The following is a 20,753-nucleotide window of genomic DNA, read 5'->3' as shown; positions in this document are numbered from 1 at the left end:
TGGATGCGGTGCACAGCTAACGACTCGTGTATGCTGGCCCGGCTTGAAACACCTGCCGTGGGGGAAGCAACTGGAGGTTTCTTTCTCAAAAGGAGATGAACATGCAAACTATTCGTCCAAAAAATGTTCGCGTAAGCGATGTCGCAAAGCACTGGAACTTCACTCCGGACATGGTGCAAAGCATACTCATATCTAAAAAGTTGCGCAACGGATTTCAGTTTTTCATGATTTCAAGCTATAATCACGCGACCGAGGCTGACCAGTCTCGGCTTGTTATATATCATGGGAGAGGGACTAAAATGCTTGCACGCGTCACACAATACAAGATGAAACCCGGCTCAATGGAAGCCACGACCGCGATCATGAATTCACTAAAGAGCCAAATTATGGGAATGCCCGGGATGCATAATTTCATCAATGTCGCGAATGAGGATGGGAGCGGCTATGTCATTTCTGTGGTCGAGAGTGAGGTAACTTCGAACGCCAACGCAGCAAAAGTTGCGGAACTCTGGGGCGCATTTTCTGACTATATGGAAGCCGCCCCTAAAGCGGTCGGTTTTGACGTAGTTGCAAATTGGAGCAATTAATCCGCGCTCGTCTTCGCTAACGTTTTTACATTTTATGACGCAATCAACTAATGCGCTCTCAGTCTTAAACATGTTTGCTGAAATGCCTCGCCAAACGAATAGAAAAGTGCGGAGAAGCTTGGATGGAGAGGTGACGTTGCGAAAGCGTTCGCGCTAAAATTCGCGTAGGAGAGGTGGTCCTGCTTTTTCGACCAGTTCGCAGCCAGTTTAAGGTGGATCAGATATTCATTTAGGCTGCCGATCTCATTGGTTCTGTTTTTCTGTCATAGGCTTCATCTGGGGGCAAGATTCTGTGCGTGGAATGTGGGCGTTCCGCGTTGTAATACGCCATCCACTTTCCAATCCCGGCGCGTGTTTCTGAACCGTTTTCAAATGCGTTCAGGTAAATGCATTCATATTTCAGGGACCGCCAGAGCCGCTCGATCATGCGGTTGTCGACCCAGCGGCCCTTCCCATCCATGGATATGTCCACGCCGGCATCTTTCAGCGCCTGTGTCCATTCTAAGTCGGTGAACTGGCTGCCTTGATCGCTATTCATGATCTTGGGCTTATCGTATTTGGCGATGGCCTCGTTCAGGGCTTCAACGCAAAAATCCGCTTCCATACTGTTCGATAAACGCCAGCTCAGAACCTTGCGACTGTGCCAGTCCATAATCGCCACCAGTTACAGAAACCCACGGTGCATAGGGATGTAAGTAATGTCGACACACCAGACCTGATTTGACCGATCAATTGTCAATTTCCTCAGCAGATATGGGTAAACCTTATGCTGGGGGTGTTTCTTGCTGGTGTTTGGCGTCTGATAAATAGGCACCAATCGCATAAGCCTCATTAGGCGCTGCAAACGATGGCGACCGCATTTGTGACCCTGTCGCTGCATGTGTCGCGCCATTTGCCGAGACCCATACCATGGTGTTTCAAGAAACAGCTTATCGATCAATTCCATGAAGCGCAGATTTTCGGCACTTTTACCCTTCGGCTGATAATACAGACTCGAGCGCGACAGCGACAACATCTGGCATTGCCGCCGCAAACTGATCTTCGGGCAATTTTTCTCAATGCACATCCGCCTGCGATCCTTGCTCAACAATCCCAGGCGCGTTTCAAAAAATCGCGCTCCACCCATTGGCTGACAGGGGTGTTTACACCCCGAGAGGCACCAGTTGACCAATCTTGGAATGAAGTTTGTCTATCGTAGCATCGTCGACCTGTGCAGGATCGCTGCCTCGTTTGGAAAACCCGGCAACCATATTCTTAATCGCGGCTCGCTTCCAAATTCCAATCTGCGTGGCCTCTCGGTGTTTGCTTGCAAACACCTGCCGGTAATAGATGCACGCTGTACTTCTTCGATAACTCCGCCATTGTCATTTATTCGCGGATTGCTTCAAGCGCTACCTTGGCTTTGAAATCGGGCGAATGGTTCTTTCGTTTTGTCATTTTGGATCATCTCTCTCACAAGTTGATCCACCTTAACTACTAATCCCAATTCCCGCGACCACCTCTTCCGATGAAGCCAGACCGATTTCTGAATTTGCCAAGGCGTTTCTTGAAGCAGCACCAGAGCCCGGGGAGGTTGTGGAAGCCTATCTGCAGCATCTCAGCCCAAATGGATGGTCCGGCAGCCGAGCAGAGATCATGGAGCACCGATTGGCAGCCATCGTTTCTTTGGCCGATCAACACTCGCCGGAGGTAGCAAGCACTGTCGCTCGTCTCACCCCAGCTATTAGCGGCCGTATTGACCGCATTCGTCAGTCAGAACAGAATGAAGACCGTGAGCGCGACCAGCGGTTCGAGTAAGCGTCGTCATGTCTGTAAGATGTTTTAATCGCGCGAGTTGTAGAATTCCTGATCGTTTCGACATTCTTGCGGATGTTTCGTCTATGACGGATAAACTAGGCCGAGTCTTACCCATTCCAGCAACCTCCGAAACAATCCTCAGTCTAATGGGGGACTAATTGGGGGATGTAAAATTTCTAACTTGGAGTAAATCCTTCAAAATCAGCTCGATAGTGATTTTAAATGGCGGAGAGACAGGGATTCGAACCCTGGGAACCCGTTAAGGCTCAACGGTTTTCGAGACCGCCACGTTCGACCACTCCGCCACCTCTCCGCGTAGGATCCGTGGGCGGTTTAGTCTGGGGCGAAGAAATCTACAAGCTCTTTTTGCACCGTCGTGTCGAATTGCGCTGATCACGGGGGCTGACTGCAAATTGAAGGGGAGGGTGCTTAAATTATTTGTTAGAATACACTATGTCTATATGAGTCGCCAAAAAGGGGTATGTATGCGGTCTGTTATGTTAGCCATTGTGTTTGTGCTTGGGATCGTTGGCCCCGTCGTCGCCGAACGGGAGTCGGATCTGAATCGATTGTCCGAAATTCTGCTTGTGGATGACATGATCGAAATTTTGTCCGACGAGGGGATGCAATATGGCGAGACCCTTGGGATGGAACTTTTTGACGGGCGTGGCGATGCCGATTGGGAGCGCCGCCTAACGGCGATCTATGCGCAGGACAGAATGAGGGCGGAGTTTCGCGCAAGTTTCGACCCACTTTTGAGTGACGAGACCCTTGCTGCCGCGCTGGCGTTTTTTAATACGCCCTTCGGCGAAAAGCTCGTGCGGTTGGAAATGAGCGCGCGTTTGGTAATAAGTGATCCCGACGTAAATGCGGCAAGCGAGGCGCGTTTAAAGGCAATGATCCGCAACAATGACCCTCTTTTACCCCGCATACGAGAATATATTAAGGTTTACGACCTTATAGATATGAATGTGGCAAGTTCGATGAACGAAACCTTCGAGTTTTTGTCGGCAATGGGCGATATGGGAGCGTTAACAGATGACATGACAGAGAGCGCAATTCTGGCGGATGTCTGGCAGGATGAACCCCAAATTCGGGCGGATACGACGGAGTGGTTGATGACTTATTTAACCATGAGTTATTCGCCATTATCCGAGGACGAAATGACAAAAAACATTGCGTTTGGCCGCACAGACGCTGGCCGACAATTTAACAATGCGATGTTCAAAGCCTTTGGGGACGTCTATGCGGAGATCTCGCGTAAATTGGGGCGTGCGGCTGCGGGGTACATCCTGAGCGAGGACATTTAGACGGACCTCTTGCGAGGGCGTTTCCGTTAACAGACATTGAGACATTAAAAACCCGTTCAGAAGGGGATAATTCCCAAAGGTGCCTTGACTTCGCTGGGGTTTACGATGATAAGCCGCCATCTTAGTGCGGGATTCCTACGGGATTCCTGTCTTGAGAATGATTTTTTTTACCGCCCATAGGGGCGCGCTGTCCGAGGTGCCATTCTGGCGAAACTCCCAAATTTGGGGACCACAAGACGCGGAAATTGCGAAGGAAGACTAAATGTTTGCGGTTCTAAAAACCGGCGGCAAGCAATACCGGGTTCAAAGTGGCGACGTGCTGCGTATTGAACGTATTGCTGCAGATGCGGGCGAAACTGTTCAGTTCAACGAAGTTCTTATGGTTGGTGCCAATGTTGGCGCCCCTTTGATCGAAGATGCTGCTGTGCAAGCCGAAGTGATCGACCAGATCAAAGGCGAAAAGCTTATTCACTTCGTAAAGCGTCGTCGTAAGCACGGCTCGCAACGCACAAAAGGTCACCGTCAACGGCTGACCTTGGTTCGGATTACGGATATCCTTGAAAAAGGTGCTGCGAAATCTGGCGTTAAACTTGCACAAGGCACGGGCTCTGTTCCTGCTTCTGTGGTTGCTGCGATGGCTCCAGTTGTGCCAAAAGCGAAAAACGCTCTTTCTGCACGTGCAGCGGCTGCGGCGGCTCCGAAAGCGGAAACTGCTGTAAAAGCTCCTAAAGCAAAAGCGGCGAAAGCTGCCCCTGCTGAAGCGGCTTCCGGCGCAGACGATTTGAAAAAATTGTCCGGTGTTGGCCCCGCGCTTGAGAAAAAACTGATCGCGGGTGGTGTTACTTCCTTCGCTCAGATCGCTGCTTGGACAGATGCTGACGTTGCAAAATTTGACGAGGCGCTCTCGTTCAAAGGCCGCATCGAACGCGAGGGCTGGATTGCCCAAGCTCAAGAATTCACTAAAGGCTAAGGAGAGACCAGATGGCACATAAAAAAGCAGGCGGTTCATCCCGTAACGGTCGCGACTCAGCTGGTCGTAGACTTGGTGTAAAAAAATACGGTGGCGAACTCGTTATCCCGGGCAACATTATCGTGCGTCAGCGCGGAACAAGAATGTACCCAGGTGCTGGCGTTGGCATGGGCAAAGATCACACGATTTTTGCAACATCCCTTGGCAACGTAAAGTTCCACAAAGGCCTTAAGGGCCGTACATTTATTTCGGTTCTCCCAGTGGCGGAGGCCGCAGAGTAAGCCGAAACCTAGTGTTTGTTTTTAGGGTCGGCGGAAACGCCGGCCCTTTTTTTATTTCTGTAACATGGCTCTGTTAGACGGGCGAAGGTTTCGGAATTTAATAAAATTTTAAGGAACTCGGTTCACGCCCTTGGGTGCCAATATCTAAAGATCACATCTCGTAAGGCTTTTGAGGAATCCCTTGTCGGTTGTGGTCCAAGCCCCCATGTAAGGTGGGTGAAAGTGATACTTGGCCGGTTATCGGAGCGGACCAATGAGAAAAGTGGCCTTCCATGAAGGCCTAATAAAGACAGGCAGGAATGCCCATGGGCATCGTGTCTGTTTGTGAGGTTCGGAGGAGCTTAAGCATGAGAGTAGAGACAATTTCAGGTCAGCAAGTAATAGAAACAGAACGGTTTATTTTGCGCCCCGTGCAAAAATCCGACGCAGGCCAGTTGCGCATGTATGCAGGCGATCAACGCGTGGCAGAGTTCACGAGTTCCATCCCACATCCATTGCCGCGCGGCGCGACCCAAAGTTTCATTGAGCGCGCTCTTAATCCGGAGCGCAGTGAAGACGTCTGGATTATGGCCTCGACGAAGGATGAGGTTTTGGGCGTTATTAGTCTAAAAACGATGGACCGTGCGCAATCTGAAATCGGCTATTGGGTGGCACCCGCTTTTTGGGGAGCAGGCTATGCGTCCGAAGCGGTGCGGGCTATCCTTGAGGCGAACCCGCAAAAGTGCAAAACAATTTTCGCAGAAGTCTTCCAAGATAACCCAGCCTCGGCGCGGGTTTTGACCAATGCGGGGTTTGAATACCTTGGCGATGCCGAGAAGTTTTCTGTTGCCCGCAACACGAGTGTCGCCACTTGGACCTATCTTTTGAAATACGCTTAAAGGACGTTTAGGACAGTTTCGTTTCGGCCGCCCTTTGCCAAATATTCAGGCCTCTTCTGATGTTATAGGAGGGTTAAATGCTTCGATCCTTTGTTGAAAAGTAGTTTTGAGAGACATACAGTAACAGTGGTTTTACGGATTTTCGGCGTCAGGGTGCTTTTTGCGCAAAATTGACGGCGAAAATTGTGTTTATGGGGCCCGCAAGAGCCTTGCAGGCTTGAGCCTGCGCCTGAACTCCGATAACGCCTGACACAGTCGCAATGGAAGGCCGCCAGACATGAAGTTTCTCGATCTATGTAAAGTATATATTCGCTCTGGTGGCGGCGGGGGCGGCTGTGTGTCGTTTCGGCGCGAAAAGCATATCGAATACGGTGGCCCCGATGGCGGCGATGGCGGACGTGGCGGCGATGTGATCGCTGAGGCGGTTGATGGTCTCAACACGCTGATTGACTTTCGCTACCAGCAGCACTTTTTGGCGCGCAGTGGCCAACCCGGAATGGGGGCCCAACGCACGGGTCACGATGGCGCGACCGTTATTTTGAAATTGCCCGTCGGCACCGAAGTTTTGGACGAAGACCAAGAGACCGTGATCGCGGATTTGACCGAAGTTGGTCAGCGGATTGTCTTGGCCAAGGGTGGCAACGGCGGTTTTGGCAACCTGCACTTTAAAACGGCGACCAACCAAGCGCCACGGCGTGCGAACCCCGGTCAAGAAGGCATCGAACGTACCCTTTGGTTGCGCCTGAAATTGATCGCGGACGCGGGTCTTTTGGGCATGCCAAACGCGGGGAAATCCACATTCTTGGCCGCAACATCCAATGCGCGTCCAAAAATTGCCGACTATCCGTTTACCACAGTTTACCCGAACCTTGGCGTCGTTGGTGTTGACGGTGCGGAATTCGTTATGGCCGATATTCCGGGCCTGATTGAGGGCGCAAGCGAAGGGCGGGGCCTAGGCGATTTGTTCCTTGGACACGTCGAACGCTGCTCTGTTCTGTTGCATTTGATCGACGGTACCGCCGAAAATGTGGCCCAAGATTACCGCACGATCATCCACGAATTAGAAGCCTATGGCGGCGAATTGGCCGACAAGCCGCGCATAACCGCGCTCAATAAAATCGACGCGCTGGACGAAGAAGAACGCGCCGAAAAACGCGCCGAACTTGAAGCCGCCGTCGGTGGTCCGGTTATGATGATGTCGGGTGTGGCAAAAGAGGGCCTTACGGATGTTCTTCGGGCTGTCCGCGCTGAAATAGTGGCGGATAAATTGCGTCTGACGAAATCACACGAAGTACCCGAGCAATGGCAACCCTAAGAACGTCTGCTGAAATTCTGGGCGCCTCAAAACGCCTCGTTGTTAAAATCGGTTCCGCGCTATTGGTGGACCGCAACACAGGTCAATTGCGCGAGGATTGGCTCGCGGGATTGGCCGCGGATGTTGCCGAGGCTAAGGCGCGCGGCGTTGACGTTATCCTTGTGTCTTCGGGGTCGATCGCATTGGGGCGCAATGTGTTGGGCCTTCCCAAAGGGGACCTGCCACTAGAGCAATCACAGGCCGCCGCCGCCGTCGGGCAAATCCGACTGGCCCGCGCCTATGAGAATGTTTTGGCTCCGTTGGGGCTTATCACAGCGCAAGTTTTGGTAACCCTCGAAGACAGCAATGATCGGCGGCGTTACTTGAATTCTCGCGCGACTATGGGCCAGTTGCTTAGTCTTGGCGCGATCCCCATCGTCAATGAAAACGACACGGTGGCCACCGATGAAATCCGTTTTGGCGACAATGACCGCCTCGCTGCCCAAGTTGCCGTCACCACAGGCGCGGATGTTTTGGTGCTGTTGTCGGACGTGGACGGGTTTTATAGCGCAAATCCGGGCCTTGACCCCACGGCAAAACGCTTTGATTATATTGAGGCGATCACACCGGAAATCGAAGCAATGGCGGGTGATCCCACCTCAGGCCTGTCCAAAGGCGGAATGAAAACAAAAGTGATGGCGGCGAAAACCGCGACGGGCGCGGGTTGCGCCATGGTGATCTCCGAAGGCTCTCCTTTGCGGCCCCTGAAGGCGCTGCTGAATGGCGCCAAATGCACTTGGTTCATCGCCCAAGTCGATCCTCAGACCGCGCGAAAACGCTGGATTGCGGCGATGAAACCTCAAGGCAGCCTCCTTGTCGATGCCGGGGCCGCACAGGCCTTGGCGCGCGGTAAATCGCTGTTGCCCGCAGGGGTAACCGAAGTGCGGGGTAAATTCGGGCGCGGCGATCCGGTTCAGATTTTGGGCCCCGACGGGCCTTTGGGCTGTGGCTTGGTGCGTTATACCGCCGCCGAGGCGCAATTGATCAAAGGCCTCGCGTCCGATCAGTTTCCGGACGTACTTGGATATCCGGCCCGCGCCGCTTTGATCCACCGCGATGACATGGTTCTCTAAGCCGTTTGTGATACCGTCTATGCCAAAAAGTGATTGTGAACAGGCTTGGATTTAAGGCCCAAATAATCTTATATGACGCCAAGATTATGTTTCCAGATTTGAAAGTTGCCCCATGAAAGATAGCGAAAATATTCCCGCCCTGATGAAAGGCATCGGAACACGCGCCCGCGCCGCCGCGCGTGAATTGGGATTTGCATCGGGGCCTCAAAAGGAAGCCGCACTTCTTGCAGCAGCCGATGCTGTTTGGGCCCGTCGGGATGAGATCGTCGGAGCCAACGTATTAGATATGGAATTTGGCCGCGACAAAGGCTTGTCCTCCGCGATGCTCGACCGATTGATGCTAGACGAAACCCGCATTGAGGCGATCGTCGCCAGCCTGCGCGCAGTTGCTGGACAAAACGATCCCGTGGGCGAGGTTCTGACGGAATGGGACATGGAAAGCGGCCTTCATATCAAACGCGTGCGCACACCTTTGGGCGTCATTGGCGTTATTTACGAAAGCCGCCCGAATGTGACGGCGGATGCTGGGGCTTTGTGTTTGAAGGCTGGCAATGCGGTCATTCTGCGGGGCGGTTCTGAGAGCTTCCATAGTTCGGGCGTCATTCATGCTTGTCTGCAAGATGGACTCAAATCGGCGGGGCTTCCCGTTGATGCGGTGCAACGGGTTCCCACACGGGATCGCGCTGCGGTGGCAGAAATGCTGCGCGCAACCGAGTTTATTGACGTTATTGTGCCACGCGGAGGCAAGGGCCTTGTCGGGCTTGTCCAGCGCGAAGCACGGGTTCCGGTTTTTGCGCATCTCGAGGGAATTTGCCACATCTATGTAGACGCCGCCGCCGACCCAGAGAAAGCGTTGAAGATTGTCGTGAATTCGAAAACACGGCGCACGGGGATTTGTGGTTCGGCAGAATGTTTGTTGGTGCACAAGGATGTGGCGGCGACATTGGGGCAAGCCATCGTTGACGCGCTGATCAAGGCGGGCGTCGAAGTGCGGGCGGAAGGCATGAATGGGTCTGTCGAAGCATCTGCGGACGATTTTGGCAAAGAGTTCCTTGATATGATCATCGCCGCGAAGGTTGTGGACGATATCGACGGCGCCATCGCGCATATCAAAAACTACGGCTCAAACCACACCGATTGCGTTATCACCGAGGACCAAGCGGTTGCCGACAGGTTCTTTACCCGCCTCGATAGTGCGATCTTGATGCAGAATGCATCGACCCAATTTGCCGATGGTGGCGAGTTTGGCATGGGGGCAGAGATCGGCATTGCCACGGGTAAAATGCACGCGCGTGGCCCCGTCGGTGCGGAACAACTCACCAGCTTCAAATACATCGTTGTTGGGGATGGCACGATTCGAAAATAGCCCCAAAGAGCGCGGCATTGGCCCTAGAACCAGTGCTGCGCGCTAAAACCGAATTGAAATTTCGGTTTCCCGTAATTCCGCGTTCATTTTTTTTTGTGTGGCTTTCAACGCTTCGGGAACCAGCGCAAAATGCACCAAAGCCGGCGTGACTTCTACGGACGTATTTGGGTCCGACATCACGCCCCAAATTTCAGGGTTGATTTTCATTTTTTCGGCCCGCCCCAGCAATTGCCATTGTGCGCCATCATGCTCGACGACAATATTCCCCCCATAGGGCATCGCGGATTCCAGACATTGGATCAACAAGAAAGCCAGCTTGCCTTCGGAGCGGGGTAGGTCACTCAACACGTTCCACTCATAGGACACCCGCCCACCTGCGCCGAAACTCTTTAGAATATCGCGTAATTCTGAATTGCTAATCTTTTGCCCCTCACGTGCAGCACCATAGGCCACGCGGAAAAAACGAATCCGTGCGTTGGCATTTGCAACACTCTCAACGATTAGACCCATTTCAGGGCCGTCGATGCTCCCACCCATTTGAAGCAGTTCAACCCCATTGCCGATTGCGCCCAAAGGGCTGATAAGATCATGGCAGATACGGGATCCAAGGAGGGCGGTGAGGTCTCGTTGATGTGTCGGCATGAATAATCCTAGAAAGCGAAAGTGAAAAAATGAATGATCTATTAGAGCCCGGAATGTTTGTTAAGCATCCCGGAAAACCAGAATGGGGTCTTGGGCAAGTACAATCGGTTATTAATGGTAAAATAACCGTTAATTTTGAACAATGTGGAAAAATAACCATCGATGGTCAAAACGTTTTCTTAACCCCGATATATGACATCGACTCTGAACAAAAGTGACGTGGGGAATTCGGGCGCAAAGGTTGCATGATAGCGCCGTTTTGCCTAGAAGTCCCAGAGTTTAGCGGAGCGCTCCCCATCTATGTCGACGTCTGATCCCAAGTTTGAAACACGCCTCGCGGTAACCGAAGCGGATTTGCGGGCCGCACAGCGGTTGCGGTATGAAGTTTTTGTCGATGAGCTTGGTGGGGACGGCCCACTTGTGGATCACGAAGAACGGCTTGAGCGCGATGAATTTGATCCGTTTTACGACCATCTGATCCTGATTGACTCGTCAAAAGATAGCGAAAAAGGCGAGCATGTCGTGGGCGTTTATCGTCTGTTGCGCGGTGAAAAGGCCGCGGATGTGGGGCGGTTTTATTCGGAGAGCGAATATGACCTTTCGGCGCTGAAATCCTCTGGTCGCAAGCTGCTGGAATTGGGGCGCAGTTGTGTGCACAAGGATTATCGCGGTGGCACCGCAATGTTCCACCTCTGGAACGGTCTTGCAAGTTATGTCCTTGACCACAATATAGAAATCCTTTTTGGCGTGGCCAGTTTCCATGGCACTAACCTCGAAGAACTGCGCCAACCCTTGGCCTATCTACATGCCAACCACCTTGCGCCGCCCGAGCTTCGTGTGCGCGTGTTGGAAAATCATTTCCAGTCGATGGACCTTGTTAATGTTGCGGATATTGATCGCCGCGCCGCGATGATCAACACGCCCGCATTAATCAAAGCCTATTTGCGGCTGGGCGGTTTTGTGGGCGAGGGGGCCTATATTGACCATGCCTTCAACACCACCGATGTTTGCCTCTTGATGGATACTGAAAAAATGAATGCCAAGCATAAAAGTTTTTACACCAAGAACCGCGCCACATGAATCCGACGTGGACTTCAGAAACGCTCCCAGAGCAGCCAAAAATAACGGCCTCTGGGTATGTTCGTGCGGTTTTTCGGGGGGTGCCGCTTCTGCTGATTACCACGTTTTGTTTGCTCCTTATGCTTGTGTTGCGGCTGGTTGAACGTCCGATTTACGGGTTGCGACGCCCGTTTACGCCGTTCATCACGCAATTTGTCTGTCGGAGCGCCTTTTTGCTCTTGAGAATTGAGTTCTCGACGCGCGGTGAACGTATGCGGCACAAGGGAGCGGTTGTTGCTAACCACTCGTCATGGCTGGATATTTTTGCTTTGAACGCGCGCAAACGGATCTATTTTGTTGCGAAATCCGAGGTCGCCCTTTGGCCTGGAATTGGCTGGCTCGCGCGCGCTACAGGGACCGTTTTTATCGCGCGCCGCCCTTCGGATGCCCAAAAACAGCGCGAAATTTTTCAGTCGCGCCTCCTTGCAGGGCACAAACTTTTGTTTTTTCCTGAAGGAACTTCAACGGACGGACTGCGGGTTCTTCCTTTTAAATCAACGCTTTTCGCGGCGTTCTTCGCGCCCGAAGTTGTTGAAGAAACATGGGTTCAGCCGGTAACGCTCAATTATACCTCCCCCGAAGGGGAAAGCGCGGGTTTTTACGGCTGGTGGGGGGATATGAACTTTGGGGCGCATTTCCTCAAAGTCTTAGCGGAAAAGCATCAAGGATCGGTTCAGGTGATCTATCATCCAGCAGTTCCCGCGCGCGATTTTGTTAGCCGAAAAGGCTTGGCAACGTACTGTCAGCAAACTGTTCAGAATGGATTAACGCCACCGTTGGATTAATGCCAAGGTGGCGCTGCCCTTAACCTTTAATTTTCAAAATCATCGCTCTGAGGGCTTCTAGCGGGTCATCTTTGGACCAGATTTCCGTACCTATGCCAAAGAAGTCGACCATAGGCGCGAGAAGTTCAATGTTTTCAAGAGATAGCGCACCTTCGGCCACCATGGGCACTTCGATCATTTCGCTCCACCACTGGAACAAATCTAGCTCTGCGCGCGTGCCGTCTCCGAGGGGCGTCATGCCGACAGGACCAAAGGCCACATAGTCCGCGCCGTTTTCGGCGGCGGCCATGCCGTCATGATTTGAGGCACCACAAAAGGCACCGATGATTGCGTCTGCGCCGAGTTCTTTGCGGGCGTGGCGCACCGTGCGCGCACCGTCCAGAAGATGGACACCATCTAGCCCCAAACGCTCGACCAATTGGATGTGACGGTCGATAACAATCGCCACGTCGCGGCTCTGACAGACGTCGCGTAAAGCATCCGCAGCACGCGAAATGCGGTCTTCGTCGTGGCTCGCCATAGCAAGACGTACACAAGAGATAGCCTCGCCGTCCAGAACCCGCGCTAATTGATCGGGAAACTGCGATAATTCGAACTCTGGCGGGGAGATAAGATAGAGTTGTGCGGTTTCGGGCGCGGTTTGATCGTCAGCCATTTTATGGTTCCTTGGTGGATTCTGTGCCCGTCATAACGGGGATTTTTGGGCTTGGCTACTTAGGAGGCAGGCTTTTGGCATTTGCCAGTGAAAGTTCTATCCATTTACGCCGTTTTTCGTCGTCTGCAATGGCTTCTTCGCTGGCGTCGATCATTCCGCCCATGGGACGGCCCGTAAACGAGAGCGGCGCTGCGCCCTCAATTGCCAAGGCCTCGGCCTCGCGGGCTTTGCCGGGGCGAAACATGCCACCGCCTTTATGAACGCCGCAAACCATATGGCCGCGATAGAGAAAACACACCCCGCCAAACATCTTCTTTTCGGTGATCCCGTCAACGTCATGGAAATCTTCGCGCATCATTTGGGCAAGCCCTTCGTCATATGCCACGGTCTTCTCCTTGCGTTGCGGTTTTGGGGAGCGTAACACGTGCAAAAGCATTCGCAAATCCAATCATAAGAAGGCATATCCTGTGAGCGAAGAAAATTGGCGAGGGCCACAGCCGTCCTTTATATTAGTGCGTCCACAGATGGGCGAAAATATTGGTGGTGCGGCGCGTGCCATGTGGAATTTCGGCCTTGATCGGATGCGCATCATTGAGCCGCGCGACGGTTGGCCAAATCAAAAGGCCGTCGCAATGGCGAGTGGAGCAGGACGGTTGCTTGACGAGGCGCTGATCTATGAAAACGCCCCCGATGCCTTGGCGGACTGCAATTATATATTTGCAACAACCGCGCGTCACCGCGACCTGACCAAACCCGTGATGACGCCCGAACGCGCCATGGAGCACGCCCGCGCGCTGATCTCGCAGGGTCAGAAGGTTGGCGTGATGTTTGGGCCGGAACGGGCAGGGCTTGAGAACGAGGATATCGCGCGCGCCAACGCAATCATTTCGGTGCCCGTTAATCCCGAGTTTGCCTCCCTGAACCTTGCGCAATGTGCGCTCCTAATGGCCTATGAATGGCGTCGTCAAAACTCTAATGTTCCCCCCGAAGTCGTCGCTATGGCTAAAACCGAGTTTGCACCCGATATTGAGATCCAGAAACTCGGCGACCATTATGAGCAACGTCTTGACGAAGCGGGATTTTTCTATCCAGAACCCAAGGCCATTAGTATGAAGTTGAACCTTCGGAATATGTGGGCGCGGATGCCGATGACGCGCGCCGATGTGCAAATGATGCATGGTATGCTGCGACAACTTCTCCGCAAAAAAGACTAGATTTGAGCCAAGATATGGGCCTAGTTTGCTTGGCCTGAAAAACGGAGCGATCCAATGAGTAAACCGCGCACTATATTCGAAAATGTCGGCGATGCGTCCGCGCCCGCCACTGCAAAACCGGGCGGTATTGACCGCGCTCCCAAGGGGGCGCGTCGTGGCATTCGGGCGTGGTTGATGCTGATCTTTGTGATGGTGGCCTTGATGGTTGTGATTGGGGGGCTGACGCGCCTCACGGACTCGGGTCTGTCGATCACTGAATGGCGGCCGATCACGGGGGCCATTCCACCGATGGGCGCCGAGGCATGGGGTCTGGAATTCCTCAAATATCAGGCCACACCGCAATATGAAGCGCTCAATCGCGGCATGGAATTGTCTGAGTTTCAGTTCATCTATTGGTGGGAATGGGGCCACCGTCAACTTGGCCGCACCGTTGGCCTTGTTTGGGCGCTCGGGTTCCTTGGTTTTGCCGTAACGCGCACTATTCCGACGGGTTGGACGCCACGTTTGCTCCTGTTGGGGGCGATGGGCGGGCTTCAAGGCGCGATTGGCTGGTGGATGGTGGCCTCTGGGTTGGAGGATGGCATGACGTCTGTTGCGTCCTATCGCTTGGCTACGCATCTGGGCCTTGCCTTTGTGATCCTTGGCCTTTGCGCGTGGTACATCCTCCTTCTGGGACGTCGCGAAGTTGACTTGATGAAGGCGCGGCGTGAACGCGAGGCGAAGCTGTTTTCCATGTCCACGGGGCTGATGCATTTTGCCTTCCTGCAAATCCTACTGGGCGCGCTTGTGGCGGGCATTGATGCTGGACGCAGCTTTACCGATTGGCCCTTAATGGCGGGCACATTCCTTCCGGATGGCATGTTCGAACTCACCCCCCTCTGGACCAACTTTTTTGAGAACGCGGGCCTTGTACAATTCGTGCACCGTATGGCGGCGTACCTACTGCTGATCTTTGCCTTTGTCGTCTGGCGGAGGTCGCGCAAAAGCGGCAAGGCGATCACGCGGCGGGCCTTTGATCTAGTGCTTGTCATGATGATTTTACAGGCGATTTTGGGCGTTTTGACCGTTTGGAATGTTGCGGTTTTGCCCATTGCGATTCAGCACCAAATCGGTGCGCTGCTCCTTTGGGTGCTCATCATAAACGCGCGCTTTAACGCACAATATCCACGTGAACAATTGATCCGGAGAGCCTAAATGACAGCCTTTAAGAACCTGATGGATTTCACCCGTCAAACCGTTGCCTTGGGGCAAATTTCGGGACGTTTGGGCTGGGATCAAGAAACCATGATGGCCGAAGGCTCGGGCGCGCAACGGGCCGAAGAAACGGCCGCCCTTGAAGGGGTTTTACACGCACGACGCACCGATCCAAAGGTCACGCAATGGCTTGCGGATATCCACGACGCGACCCTTGATCAAGCAGGCCAAGCCCAGATGCGCCTGATCCGTGAACAACATACCCGCGCAAGCAAAGTCCCTGGAGATTTGGCGGCGGAAATCGCGCGTGTTACGTCCTCGGCGCAAGGGATTTGGGCACAGGCCCGCGCGGCGGAAAACTTCGCGCAATTCGCACCGACCTTGGAGCGCGTCATTGCGTTGAAACGCGAAGAGGCGCAGGCGATTGCAGGAGATGGCGATGTCTACGACGCCATGTTGCAGGACTACGAACCCGGAACTTCGGCCAAAGAAATTGGCGCGATGTTTGACGCATTGCGCCCAAGGTTGGTGGCTTTGCGCGGCAAGATTTTGGGATCAGAAACTACCCCAAGGGCGCTGGATCGCGACTTTGACCCTGATTTGCAAATGGCCCTGAGCAACAAGCTTGCCCAAGGGTTTGGCTATGATTTCAACCGTGGTCGCCTTGATAAAGCTGTGCATCCTTTCTCAAGTGGCTCGGGCAATGACGTGCGGATTACCACCCGCACAGACCCGCGCAATCCGTTCAACTGTATCTATTCGACGATCCACGAGGTGGGCCACGCGTGCTATGAGCAAAACATCTCACAGGACTATCTGCTGACGCCGGTGGGGAATGGTGTTTCGATGGGTGTGCATGAAAGCCAAAGCCGGATTTATGAAAACCAGATCGGCCGTGGCGCGGCTTATTCGGACTATCTGTTCGGTCAAATGACCCAAACATTTGGCGATATTGGTGTGGCGGATGCTGAGGCATTCTTTGCCACAGTTAACCGTGTCTCCTCGGGTTATATCCGCACTGAAGCTGATGAAATTCACTATAACTTGCACGTTTTGTTGCGCTTTGATCTTGAGCGGCAATTGGTGTCAGGCGAACTGGCTGTGGCTGACCTTCCCGAAGCGTGGAACGCGCGTTTTGAGGCTGATTTTGGCGTGAAAGTGGACAAGCCAAGCAACGGTTGTTTGCAGGATGTACATTGGTCCGTTGGGCTATTTGGGTACTTCCCAACCTACACTTTGGGCAATGTGTACGCGGGCTGTTTGAACCAAGCGATGCGCAAGGATCTTGTTGGTCTGGATACAGAGTTCGCGCAGGGGAACACCTCCCGCGCGACACAATGGCTGGCTCAGAACGTGCAACAACATGGCGGCCTTTTTGAGAGCCGCGACGTGATTGCCCGCGCAACGGGCGGCATAGTCAACGAGCAGCCGCTTCTGGCATATCTCGAAGAGAAGTTCGGCCAGATATATAATCTGTAAGCGTTAAAGGGGCCGGATTTTCAGCTTGGAAATCCGGTTTCCGTCCATTTGGAATACTTCAAATTGAAACCCGTGAAAGGCATAGGTTTGGCCTTGGGTCGGGATCAATTGTGCCTCGTGTATCACAAGGCCGGCGATGGTGTTTGCCGTCTCGTCGGAAAACGCCCAATCGGTCGCGCGGTTGAGGTCGCGAATGGTGGTCGCGCCATCCACAAGGAAGCGCCCGTCGTCGCAAATTTCAATGACAGGCATGTCACCGTCGTCAAATTCATCCATAATTTCACCAACGATTTCTTCGAGAATGTCTTCGAGCGTAATCAACCCTTGTAGTGCGCCATACTCATCGACAACCAAGGCGAAATGGGTGCGCCGACGCAAGAACTCACGCATTTGATCGTCCAGCGTCGCGGTTTCCGGAATGAAGTAGGGTTCGCGGACAACTTCCATAAGATTGAAGTTTTTCATTGCATCCGCAGGGGCTTGGCCGACTTTAAGTGGTGCGTTTAACCCGCGCAACAGATGTTTTGTATGCAGAATTCCGACAACGTTTTCCGGCTCGTCGCGATAAACGGGCAGGCGGGTATGACGGCTGTTGAGTAAGAGGTTCAGGACTTCTTCCGTGGGCATACTCGCGTCGACCATCTCAATTTGGCTGCGGTGAAGCATGATCTCTTCGACGGTACGGTCCGACAAATCCAAAGCGCCCAAAATACGGTCGCGATCTTCCTTTTCGACAATGCCTTCCGAGTGGCCCAGTGAAATCGCTCCGGCAATTTCTTCGCGTACAGCGAGGACGTTTTGGTCGGGATCCGTTTGGACGCCAAATAGGCCCAGAATTGCGCGCACCAGCATTCGCACAAAACTCACGATGGGCGAAAAGACGGTAATCACGACGGAAATCGGCCCGCTCACCCCAGCGGCGGCGGTTTCTGCATTGGTAATGGCGTAGGTTTTGGGCAGCACCTCAGCGAAAATCAAAACGAGCAGCGTCATAATAAGGGTGGCCATTGCCACGCCCGACTCGCCAAACATGCGTGTAAACAACGCGGTCGCCAGTGAGGTGGCGAGGATGTTGACAAGATTGTTGCCCAACAAGACCGACCCGATGAGACGTTCGTTGTCTTCGGTGATGTTTAAGGCACGTTGCGCGCCACGCGATCCCTTGTCGGCTTGCATGCTCAGCTTGCCACGAGAGGCGGCTGTGAGCGCGGTTTCCGAACCGGAGAAGAATGCAGAAAGGACCAAAAGGGCAACGATTGAGCCAGAAGTGATATAAAATGCGGTGTCGTACACGGCGTTAAAACATCCAATATGAGGGTGAAATGAGAAGTATATCTGTTATGGGGTGCAAATCTGTTGGGTTCAAGAGCGCTTCAAAGGGCAGGGTCTCAAGGTTTGGCGAGTGGATGATGCTCAAGGACCAGCGCATGCAGGCGTTCCTCTAACACATGGGTATAGATTTCGGTGCTCGAAAGGTCTGCGTGCCCCAAGAGCGTTTGGATGACGCGCAGGTCCGCGCCATTGGCCAAAAGATGGGTTGCGAAGGCGTGTCTCAATCGGTGGGGTGTGACCAAATCGGGGGAGATACCGGCGGTGACGGCGATTTCTTTTATCAATAAATAGAAACGGTTACGGGTCATGTGGCCTTGTTTGGCACGAGAGGCAAAAAGGTAGGGGGACAGAGGTGTTCCATGTTCTCTGAGGGCCAACTCCTGCAAGGAATCCCGATGTTCCAGCCAATCCGCAAGGGCCTCGCGGGCCGGATCAGAGAGCGGAACCATGCGTTCTTTGTTGCCTTTGCCCTTGATCAAAAGCATCCGTGGATCGCCACGCGTCGCAGCAACGGGCAGGCTGACCAACTCGGTGACGCGCATCCCGCTGGCATAGAGAATTTCCAGCAAACAGGTGTTGCGCAGGCGGTCGGAACGGTTGCGCCCATGTGTAGCGGCGGCGTTCAGCAGGCGCTCTACGTCTGCTTCGGAAAGCGTTTTGGGGAGGCGTTTGCTGCGCCCAGGGCCGCGAATCTGCAATCCGGGATGGTCGCCCCGCAAGCCGTCTTCAAAGGCATAGCGATAGAAACTTTTGATCGCCGAGAGTCGACGGGCGCGGGTGGCGATCGAAAACCCTTGGGCGTCGCAATGCACAAGGTAGCGCTCAATACGGGCGCGATCCGCCGTCATTAGGGTATCGTTTTGTGATCCCAAATAGGCCTCGAAATCGGTCAAATCGCGCCGATATCCGGCTTGCGTGTTTTCGGAGGCGGCCCGTTCGGCGGCCTGTGCGGTGATGAAATTTTCGATCTCTCGTGACATCACGCACGCTCAAGGAGCATGAGTTCAAGCGATGCCCGCCGTGCGATATCCTCAAGGCCAACGCTGCGCAAAATAGCAATGGCACGGGTTACATTGTTAAGGTCGCCCCGAGCCCCTTCAGCAAACAATGTGATCGCGCGCAGAATGGCGCTACCGAAATTGCCACCGGAGACTTCGACGTCGTCTGGTGAAAACGGGGTGCTGCGCAGGAACCCATCATGAATGGCAATCGCGCGGGAATCCGACAGGCCGTTCAACTCGGGTTTGCCCTGTGCGAGGCTGACGAGGAAGGCCTCCTCTTTGGAGGTGACCCTGTTCTCGGCAACAGCAGTTTGGGCGGCACTTTCGTAGTCGTCGCTCAGCAATGAGAGCCGTAAAACCAAGGCTGCGGTGTCGCCACTCAAGGGAAACTTCGCGAGGTCCGTGGCGTACTGATGCGCAAGGAAGCCTTCGAGTTGCACGGCTTTCAGGGCGTCCCAGACGAGGGGGAGTGAGGACGAAACCGCTCCAGGGTCTCTGGAATTCACAGCCGTATCAAAGCGTTGCACTGCTTCGACGCGATCCCATACGCCACCAGAGGCCGCAGGGGTTCTATCGGTATAGAGGGCCAGAAGCACGTTGTCAGAGACGGCACCTGAATGAACAAGCCGCTCGGCCGCTTCAAGGCGCGCGCGCCAACCGTTGTTCGCGGTGAGATCCGTATGGGCGAAAGCACGAGGTAGCAAAGTCGTGGGAATAGGCTCGCCGATGGCCGCATAGAGGCGAAACATCAGGGGGCTTGGGCGGACGGAAAGGGGAAGCGGTTGCGCGACATCCGCGAACTCGGGATCCAGAAAACGGGCCAAAACGTCGCCCTCTTCTGGCGAGACATATCCAAGGGCGATGCCGGTTTCAAAGATCAAGGCCGCAGCATTCCAGTCGCCAGTACGGGCGAGGCAAAAAACGCGGGCGGTGATTGTCGGCGCGAGGTCTGCGGCTTGATTGAGCGCGTCACAGGCCGCGTCTTCGTTCTCGGTGAGGAGGGCGATGTCAAAGCTGCGACTAAAGAGGGCGGGTGTACGCACGTTCGCGCGGTCCAGAAGCGCGGCGGCCTGCTCAAGCGCACCGATATCAAGCAATTTATCGATCCGCGTTTGAAACAACACATCCTTGTTCGTGGCATCAAACGTCGGGTCCAATTCGGCCAGCAAAAGCGACATGGTCAACTCTTGCAAGACGGGGAGGGTCTCAACGGGGATTGCGACGATCAAACGCGCGAGATCAACGCTTGAGGATTGCCCCCAGAGCGAGAGCGGGAAGCCCGTTACCGAACTGGGCAACAAGCCTACGGCGTCTGCCGTTTGCTGATCGAGAGAGGTTGTCTCGACGGCATGCGGCGTCGCCGAGGACGTCACGTCGCGATTGGTCGCGTTTGGCGTCACACTCGGAGCGATCAATGTTGGTGACAGCCAATCAATCACGGAAAGTGGCTCAACTCTGGACGTCGTAGATTGCGCATTCACAGGAACCGTGGACGCGAAAAACGCGCTCAAACAAAGCGCAAAGGGCAGATGTTTACTGGTCACTGATGGATACCGGAATGCGTATTTCCTCTTGTTCAGGTGTCAGATCCCCAATGTAGCCAAATGCCACAACGGCGACAAACGCCAGAACCACGAGTCCGAGTACAACCTTGAGAATTAGCTTCATTGGTACTGCCTTCTATTTGCCTCAACACCAACATTCTCACCTTGTGGG

21 protein-coding genes, 1 tRNA gene and 1 pseudogene are annotated in these 20,753 nt (G+C 53.9%); 14 read left to right on the top strand and 9 right to left on the bottom strand.

The window, feature by feature from the left end; all coding sequences use genetic code 11:
* The first annotated feature begins 101 nt into the window (after positions 1-101).
* The gene (locus tag AB9F29_RS17140; RefSeq protein WP_369756536.1) at positions 102-587 is read left to right on the top strand and encodes a hypothetical protein; all 486 of its coding nucleotides are present in this window, start codon (positions 102-104) and stop codon (positions 585-587) included.
* 229 nt (positions 588-816) lie between these two features.
* On the opposite strand, the pseudogene AB9F29_RS17135 reads toward AB9F29_RS17140, so the two are convergent.
* Together AB9F29_RS17135 and AB9F29_RS17130 are read right to left on the bottom strand one after the other, a co-directional pair.
* Positions 817-2,024 (bottom strand): annotated as a pseudogene (locus AB9F29_RS17135) (IS3 family transposase).
* Between the two features lie 583 nt (positions 2,025-2,607).
* Positions 2,608-2,697: transfer RNA gene (locus AB9F29_RS17130), tRNA-Ser, on the bottom strand.
* A 172-nt stretch (positions 2,698-2,869) separates the two neighbouring features.
* On the opposite strand from AB9F29_RS17130, the gene AB9F29_RS17125 reads away from it, so the two are divergent.
* The 7 genes from AB9F29_RS17125 (at position 2,870) to AB9F29_RS17095 (ending at position 9,616) form a co-directional block, all read left to right on the top strand.
* The gene (locus tag AB9F29_RS17125) at positions 2,870-3,694 is read left to right on the top strand and encodes a DUF2059 domain-containing protein (protein WP_369756535.1); all 825 of its coding nucleotides are present in this window, start codon (positions 2,870-2,872) and stop codon (positions 3,692-3,694) included.
* 262 nt (positions 3,695-3,956) lie between these two features.
* Positions 3,957-4,664, top strand: a complete 708-nt coding sequence (locus AB9F29_RS17120) for a 50S ribosomal protein L21 (protein WP_039000633.1) — start codon at positions 3,957-3,959, stop codon at positions 4,662-4,664.
* An 11-nt stretch (positions 4,665-4,675) separates the two neighbouring features.
* A complete protein-coding gene (rpmA, locus tag AB9F29_RS17115; protein ID WP_039000634.1) occupies positions 4,676-4,945 on the top strand; it encodes a 50S ribosomal protein L27 in 270 nt (89 codons plus the stop codon).
* Positions 4,946-5,292: 347 nt separating this feature from the next.
* Positions 5,293-5,823, top strand: coding sequence for a GNAT family N-acetyltransferase (locus AB9F29_RS17110; RefSeq protein WP_369756534.1), 531 nt, complete (start codon positions 5,293-5,295; stop codon positions 5,821-5,823).
* 277 nt (positions 5,824-6,100) lie between these two features.
* Positions 6,101-7,138: a GTPase ObgE gene (obgE, locus tag AB9F29_RS17105; protein ID WP_369756533.1), complete on the top strand. Its 1,038-nt coding sequence runs from the start codon at positions 6,101-6,103 to the stop codon at positions 7,136-7,138.
* On the top strand, positions 7,126-8,250 hold the full coding sequence (gene proB / locus AB9F29_RS17100) for a glutamate 5-kinase (RefSeq protein WP_369756532.1): 1,125 nt from the start codon (positions 7,126-7,128) through the stop codon (positions 8,248-8,250). Before obgE ends, proB begins: the two co-directional genes overlap by 13 nt.
* A 112-nt stretch (positions 8,251-8,362) precedes the next feature.
* A complete protein-coding gene (locus AB9F29_RS17095; protein WP_369756531.1) occupies positions 8,363-9,616 on the top strand; it encodes a glutamate-5-semialdehyde dehydrogenase in 1,254 nt (417 codons plus the stop codon).
* A 42-nt stretch (positions 9,617-9,658) separates the two neighbouring features.
* On the opposite strand, the gene AB9F29_RS17090 is transcribed toward AB9F29_RS17095, so the two are convergent.
* Positions 9,659-10,258 carry a histidine phosphotransferase family protein gene (locus AB9F29_RS17090; RefSeq protein ID WP_039000638.1) on the bottom strand — a complete coding sequence of 200 codons (600 nt, stop codon included), beginning with the start codon at positions 10,256-10,258 and terminating at the stop codon, positions 9,659-9,661.
* A gap of 29 nt (positions 10,259-10,287) precedes the next feature.
* Here AB9F29_RS17090 and AB9F29_RS17085 point away from each other — a divergent pair, with 29 nt between their 5' ends.
* The 3 genes from AB9F29_RS17085 to AB9F29_RS17075 all read left to right on the top strand — a co-directional run bounded on the left by AB9F29_RS17085 (position 10,288) and on the right by AB9F29_RS17075 (position 12,162).
* On the top strand, positions 10,288-10,476 hold the full coding sequence (locus tag AB9F29_RS17085; protein WP_369756530.1) for a DUF3553 domain-containing protein: 189 nt from the start codon (positions 10,288-10,290) through the stop codon (positions 10,474-10,476).
* A gap of 82 nt (positions 10,477-10,558) precedes the next feature.
* Entirely contained in the window at positions 10,559-11,338 is a 780-nt protein-coding gene (locus AB9F29_RS17080; protein WP_369756529.1) for a GNAT family N-acetyltransferase, read from the top strand.
* A complete protein-coding gene (locus AB9F29_RS17075) occupies positions 11,335-12,162 on the top strand; it encodes a lysophospholipid acyltransferase family protein (protein WP_369756528.1) in 828 nt (275 codons plus the stop codon). The genes AB9F29_RS17080 and AB9F29_RS17075 overlap by 4 nt, the downstream gene beginning before the upstream one ends.
* A gap of 19 nt (positions 12,163-12,181) precedes the next feature.
* Here the strand turns inward: AB9F29_RS17075 and AB9F29_RS17070 are convergent, their stop codons facing one another.
* The gene (locus tag AB9F29_RS17070) at positions 12,182-12,817 is read right to left on the bottom strand and encodes a thiamine phosphate synthase (RefSeq protein ID WP_369756527.1); all 636 of its coding nucleotides are present in this window, start codon (positions 12,815-12,817) and stop codon (positions 12,182-12,184) included.
* A gap of 55 nt (positions 12,818-12,872) precedes the next feature.
* On the bottom strand, positions 12,873-13,202 hold the full coding sequence (locus AB9F29_RS17065; protein ID WP_369756526.1) for a TfoX/Sxy family protein: 330 nt from the start codon (positions 13,200-13,202) through the stop codon (positions 12,873-12,875).
* An 82-nt stretch (positions 13,203-13,284) separates the two neighbouring features.
* On the opposite strand from AB9F29_RS17065, the gene AB9F29_RS17060 reads away from it, so the two are divergent.
* Genes AB9F29_RS17060 through AB9F29_RS17050 form a run of 3 tightly spaced genes read left to right on the top strand, consistent with a single transcriptional unit; the run spans position 13,285 to position 16,704 of the window.
* A complete protein-coding gene (locus tag AB9F29_RS17060; RefSeq protein WP_039000643.1) occupies positions 13,285-14,031 on the top strand; it encodes a TrmH family RNA methyltransferase in 747 nt (248 codons plus the stop codon).
* A gap of 54 nt (positions 14,032-14,085) precedes the next feature.
* Entirely contained in the window at positions 14,086-15,225 is a 1,140-nt protein-coding gene (ctaA, locus tag AB9F29_RS17055; protein ID WP_369756525.1) for a heme A synthase, read from the top strand.
* Positions 15,226-16,704, top strand: coding sequence for a carboxypeptidase M32 (locus AB9F29_RS17050; protein ID WP_369756524.1), 1,479 nt, complete (start codon positions 15,226-15,228; stop codon positions 16,702-16,704).
* Between the two features lie 3 nt (positions 16,705-16,707).
* Here AB9F29_RS17050 and AB9F29_RS17045 read toward each other — a convergent pair whose 3' ends face one another.
* The 4 genes from AB9F29_RS17045 to AB9F29_RS17030 all read right to left on the bottom strand — a co-directional run bounded on the left by AB9F29_RS17045 (position 16,708) and on the right by AB9F29_RS17030 (position 20,705).
* Positions 16,708-17,997 (bottom strand): HlyC/CorC family transporter, encoded by a 1,290-nt coding sequence (locus AB9F29_RS17045; protein WP_039000646.1) that lies wholly within the window; start codon positions 17,995-17,997, stop codon positions 16,708-16,710.
* A 95-nt stretch (positions 17,998-18,092) separates the two neighbouring features.
* Entirely contained in the window at positions 18,093-19,016 is a 924-nt protein-coding gene (locus AB9F29_RS17040; protein WP_369756523.1) for a site-specific tyrosine recombinase XerD, read from the bottom strand.
* On the bottom strand, positions 19,016-20,581 hold the full coding sequence (locus AB9F29_RS17035; RefSeq protein WP_369756522.1) for a hypothetical protein: 1,566 nt from the start codon (positions 20,579-20,581) through the stop codon (positions 19,016-19,018). Before AB9F29_RS17035 ends, AB9F29_RS17040 begins: the two co-directional genes overlap by 1 nt.
* Positions 20,571-20,705, bottom strand: a complete 135-nt coding sequence (locus AB9F29_RS17030; RefSeq protein WP_257722127.1) for a hypothetical protein — start codon at positions 20,703-20,705, stop codon at positions 20,571-20,573. Before AB9F29_RS17030 ends, AB9F29_RS17035 begins: the two co-directional genes overlap by 11 nt.
* Between the last annotated feature and the right edge of the window lie 48 nt (positions 20,706-20,753).

The sequence above is a fragment of the Falsihalocynthiibacter sp. S25ZX9 genome (assembly GCF_041205405.1).
Taxonomy (GTDB): Bacteria; Pseudomonadota; Alphaproteobacteria; order Rhodobacterales; family Rhodobacteraceae; genus Falsihalocynthiibacter; species Falsihalocynthiibacter arcticus.
The sequence above is the reverse complement of the archived record's forward strand: the minus strand, read 5'-3'. Positions and strand labels throughout refer to the sequence as shown.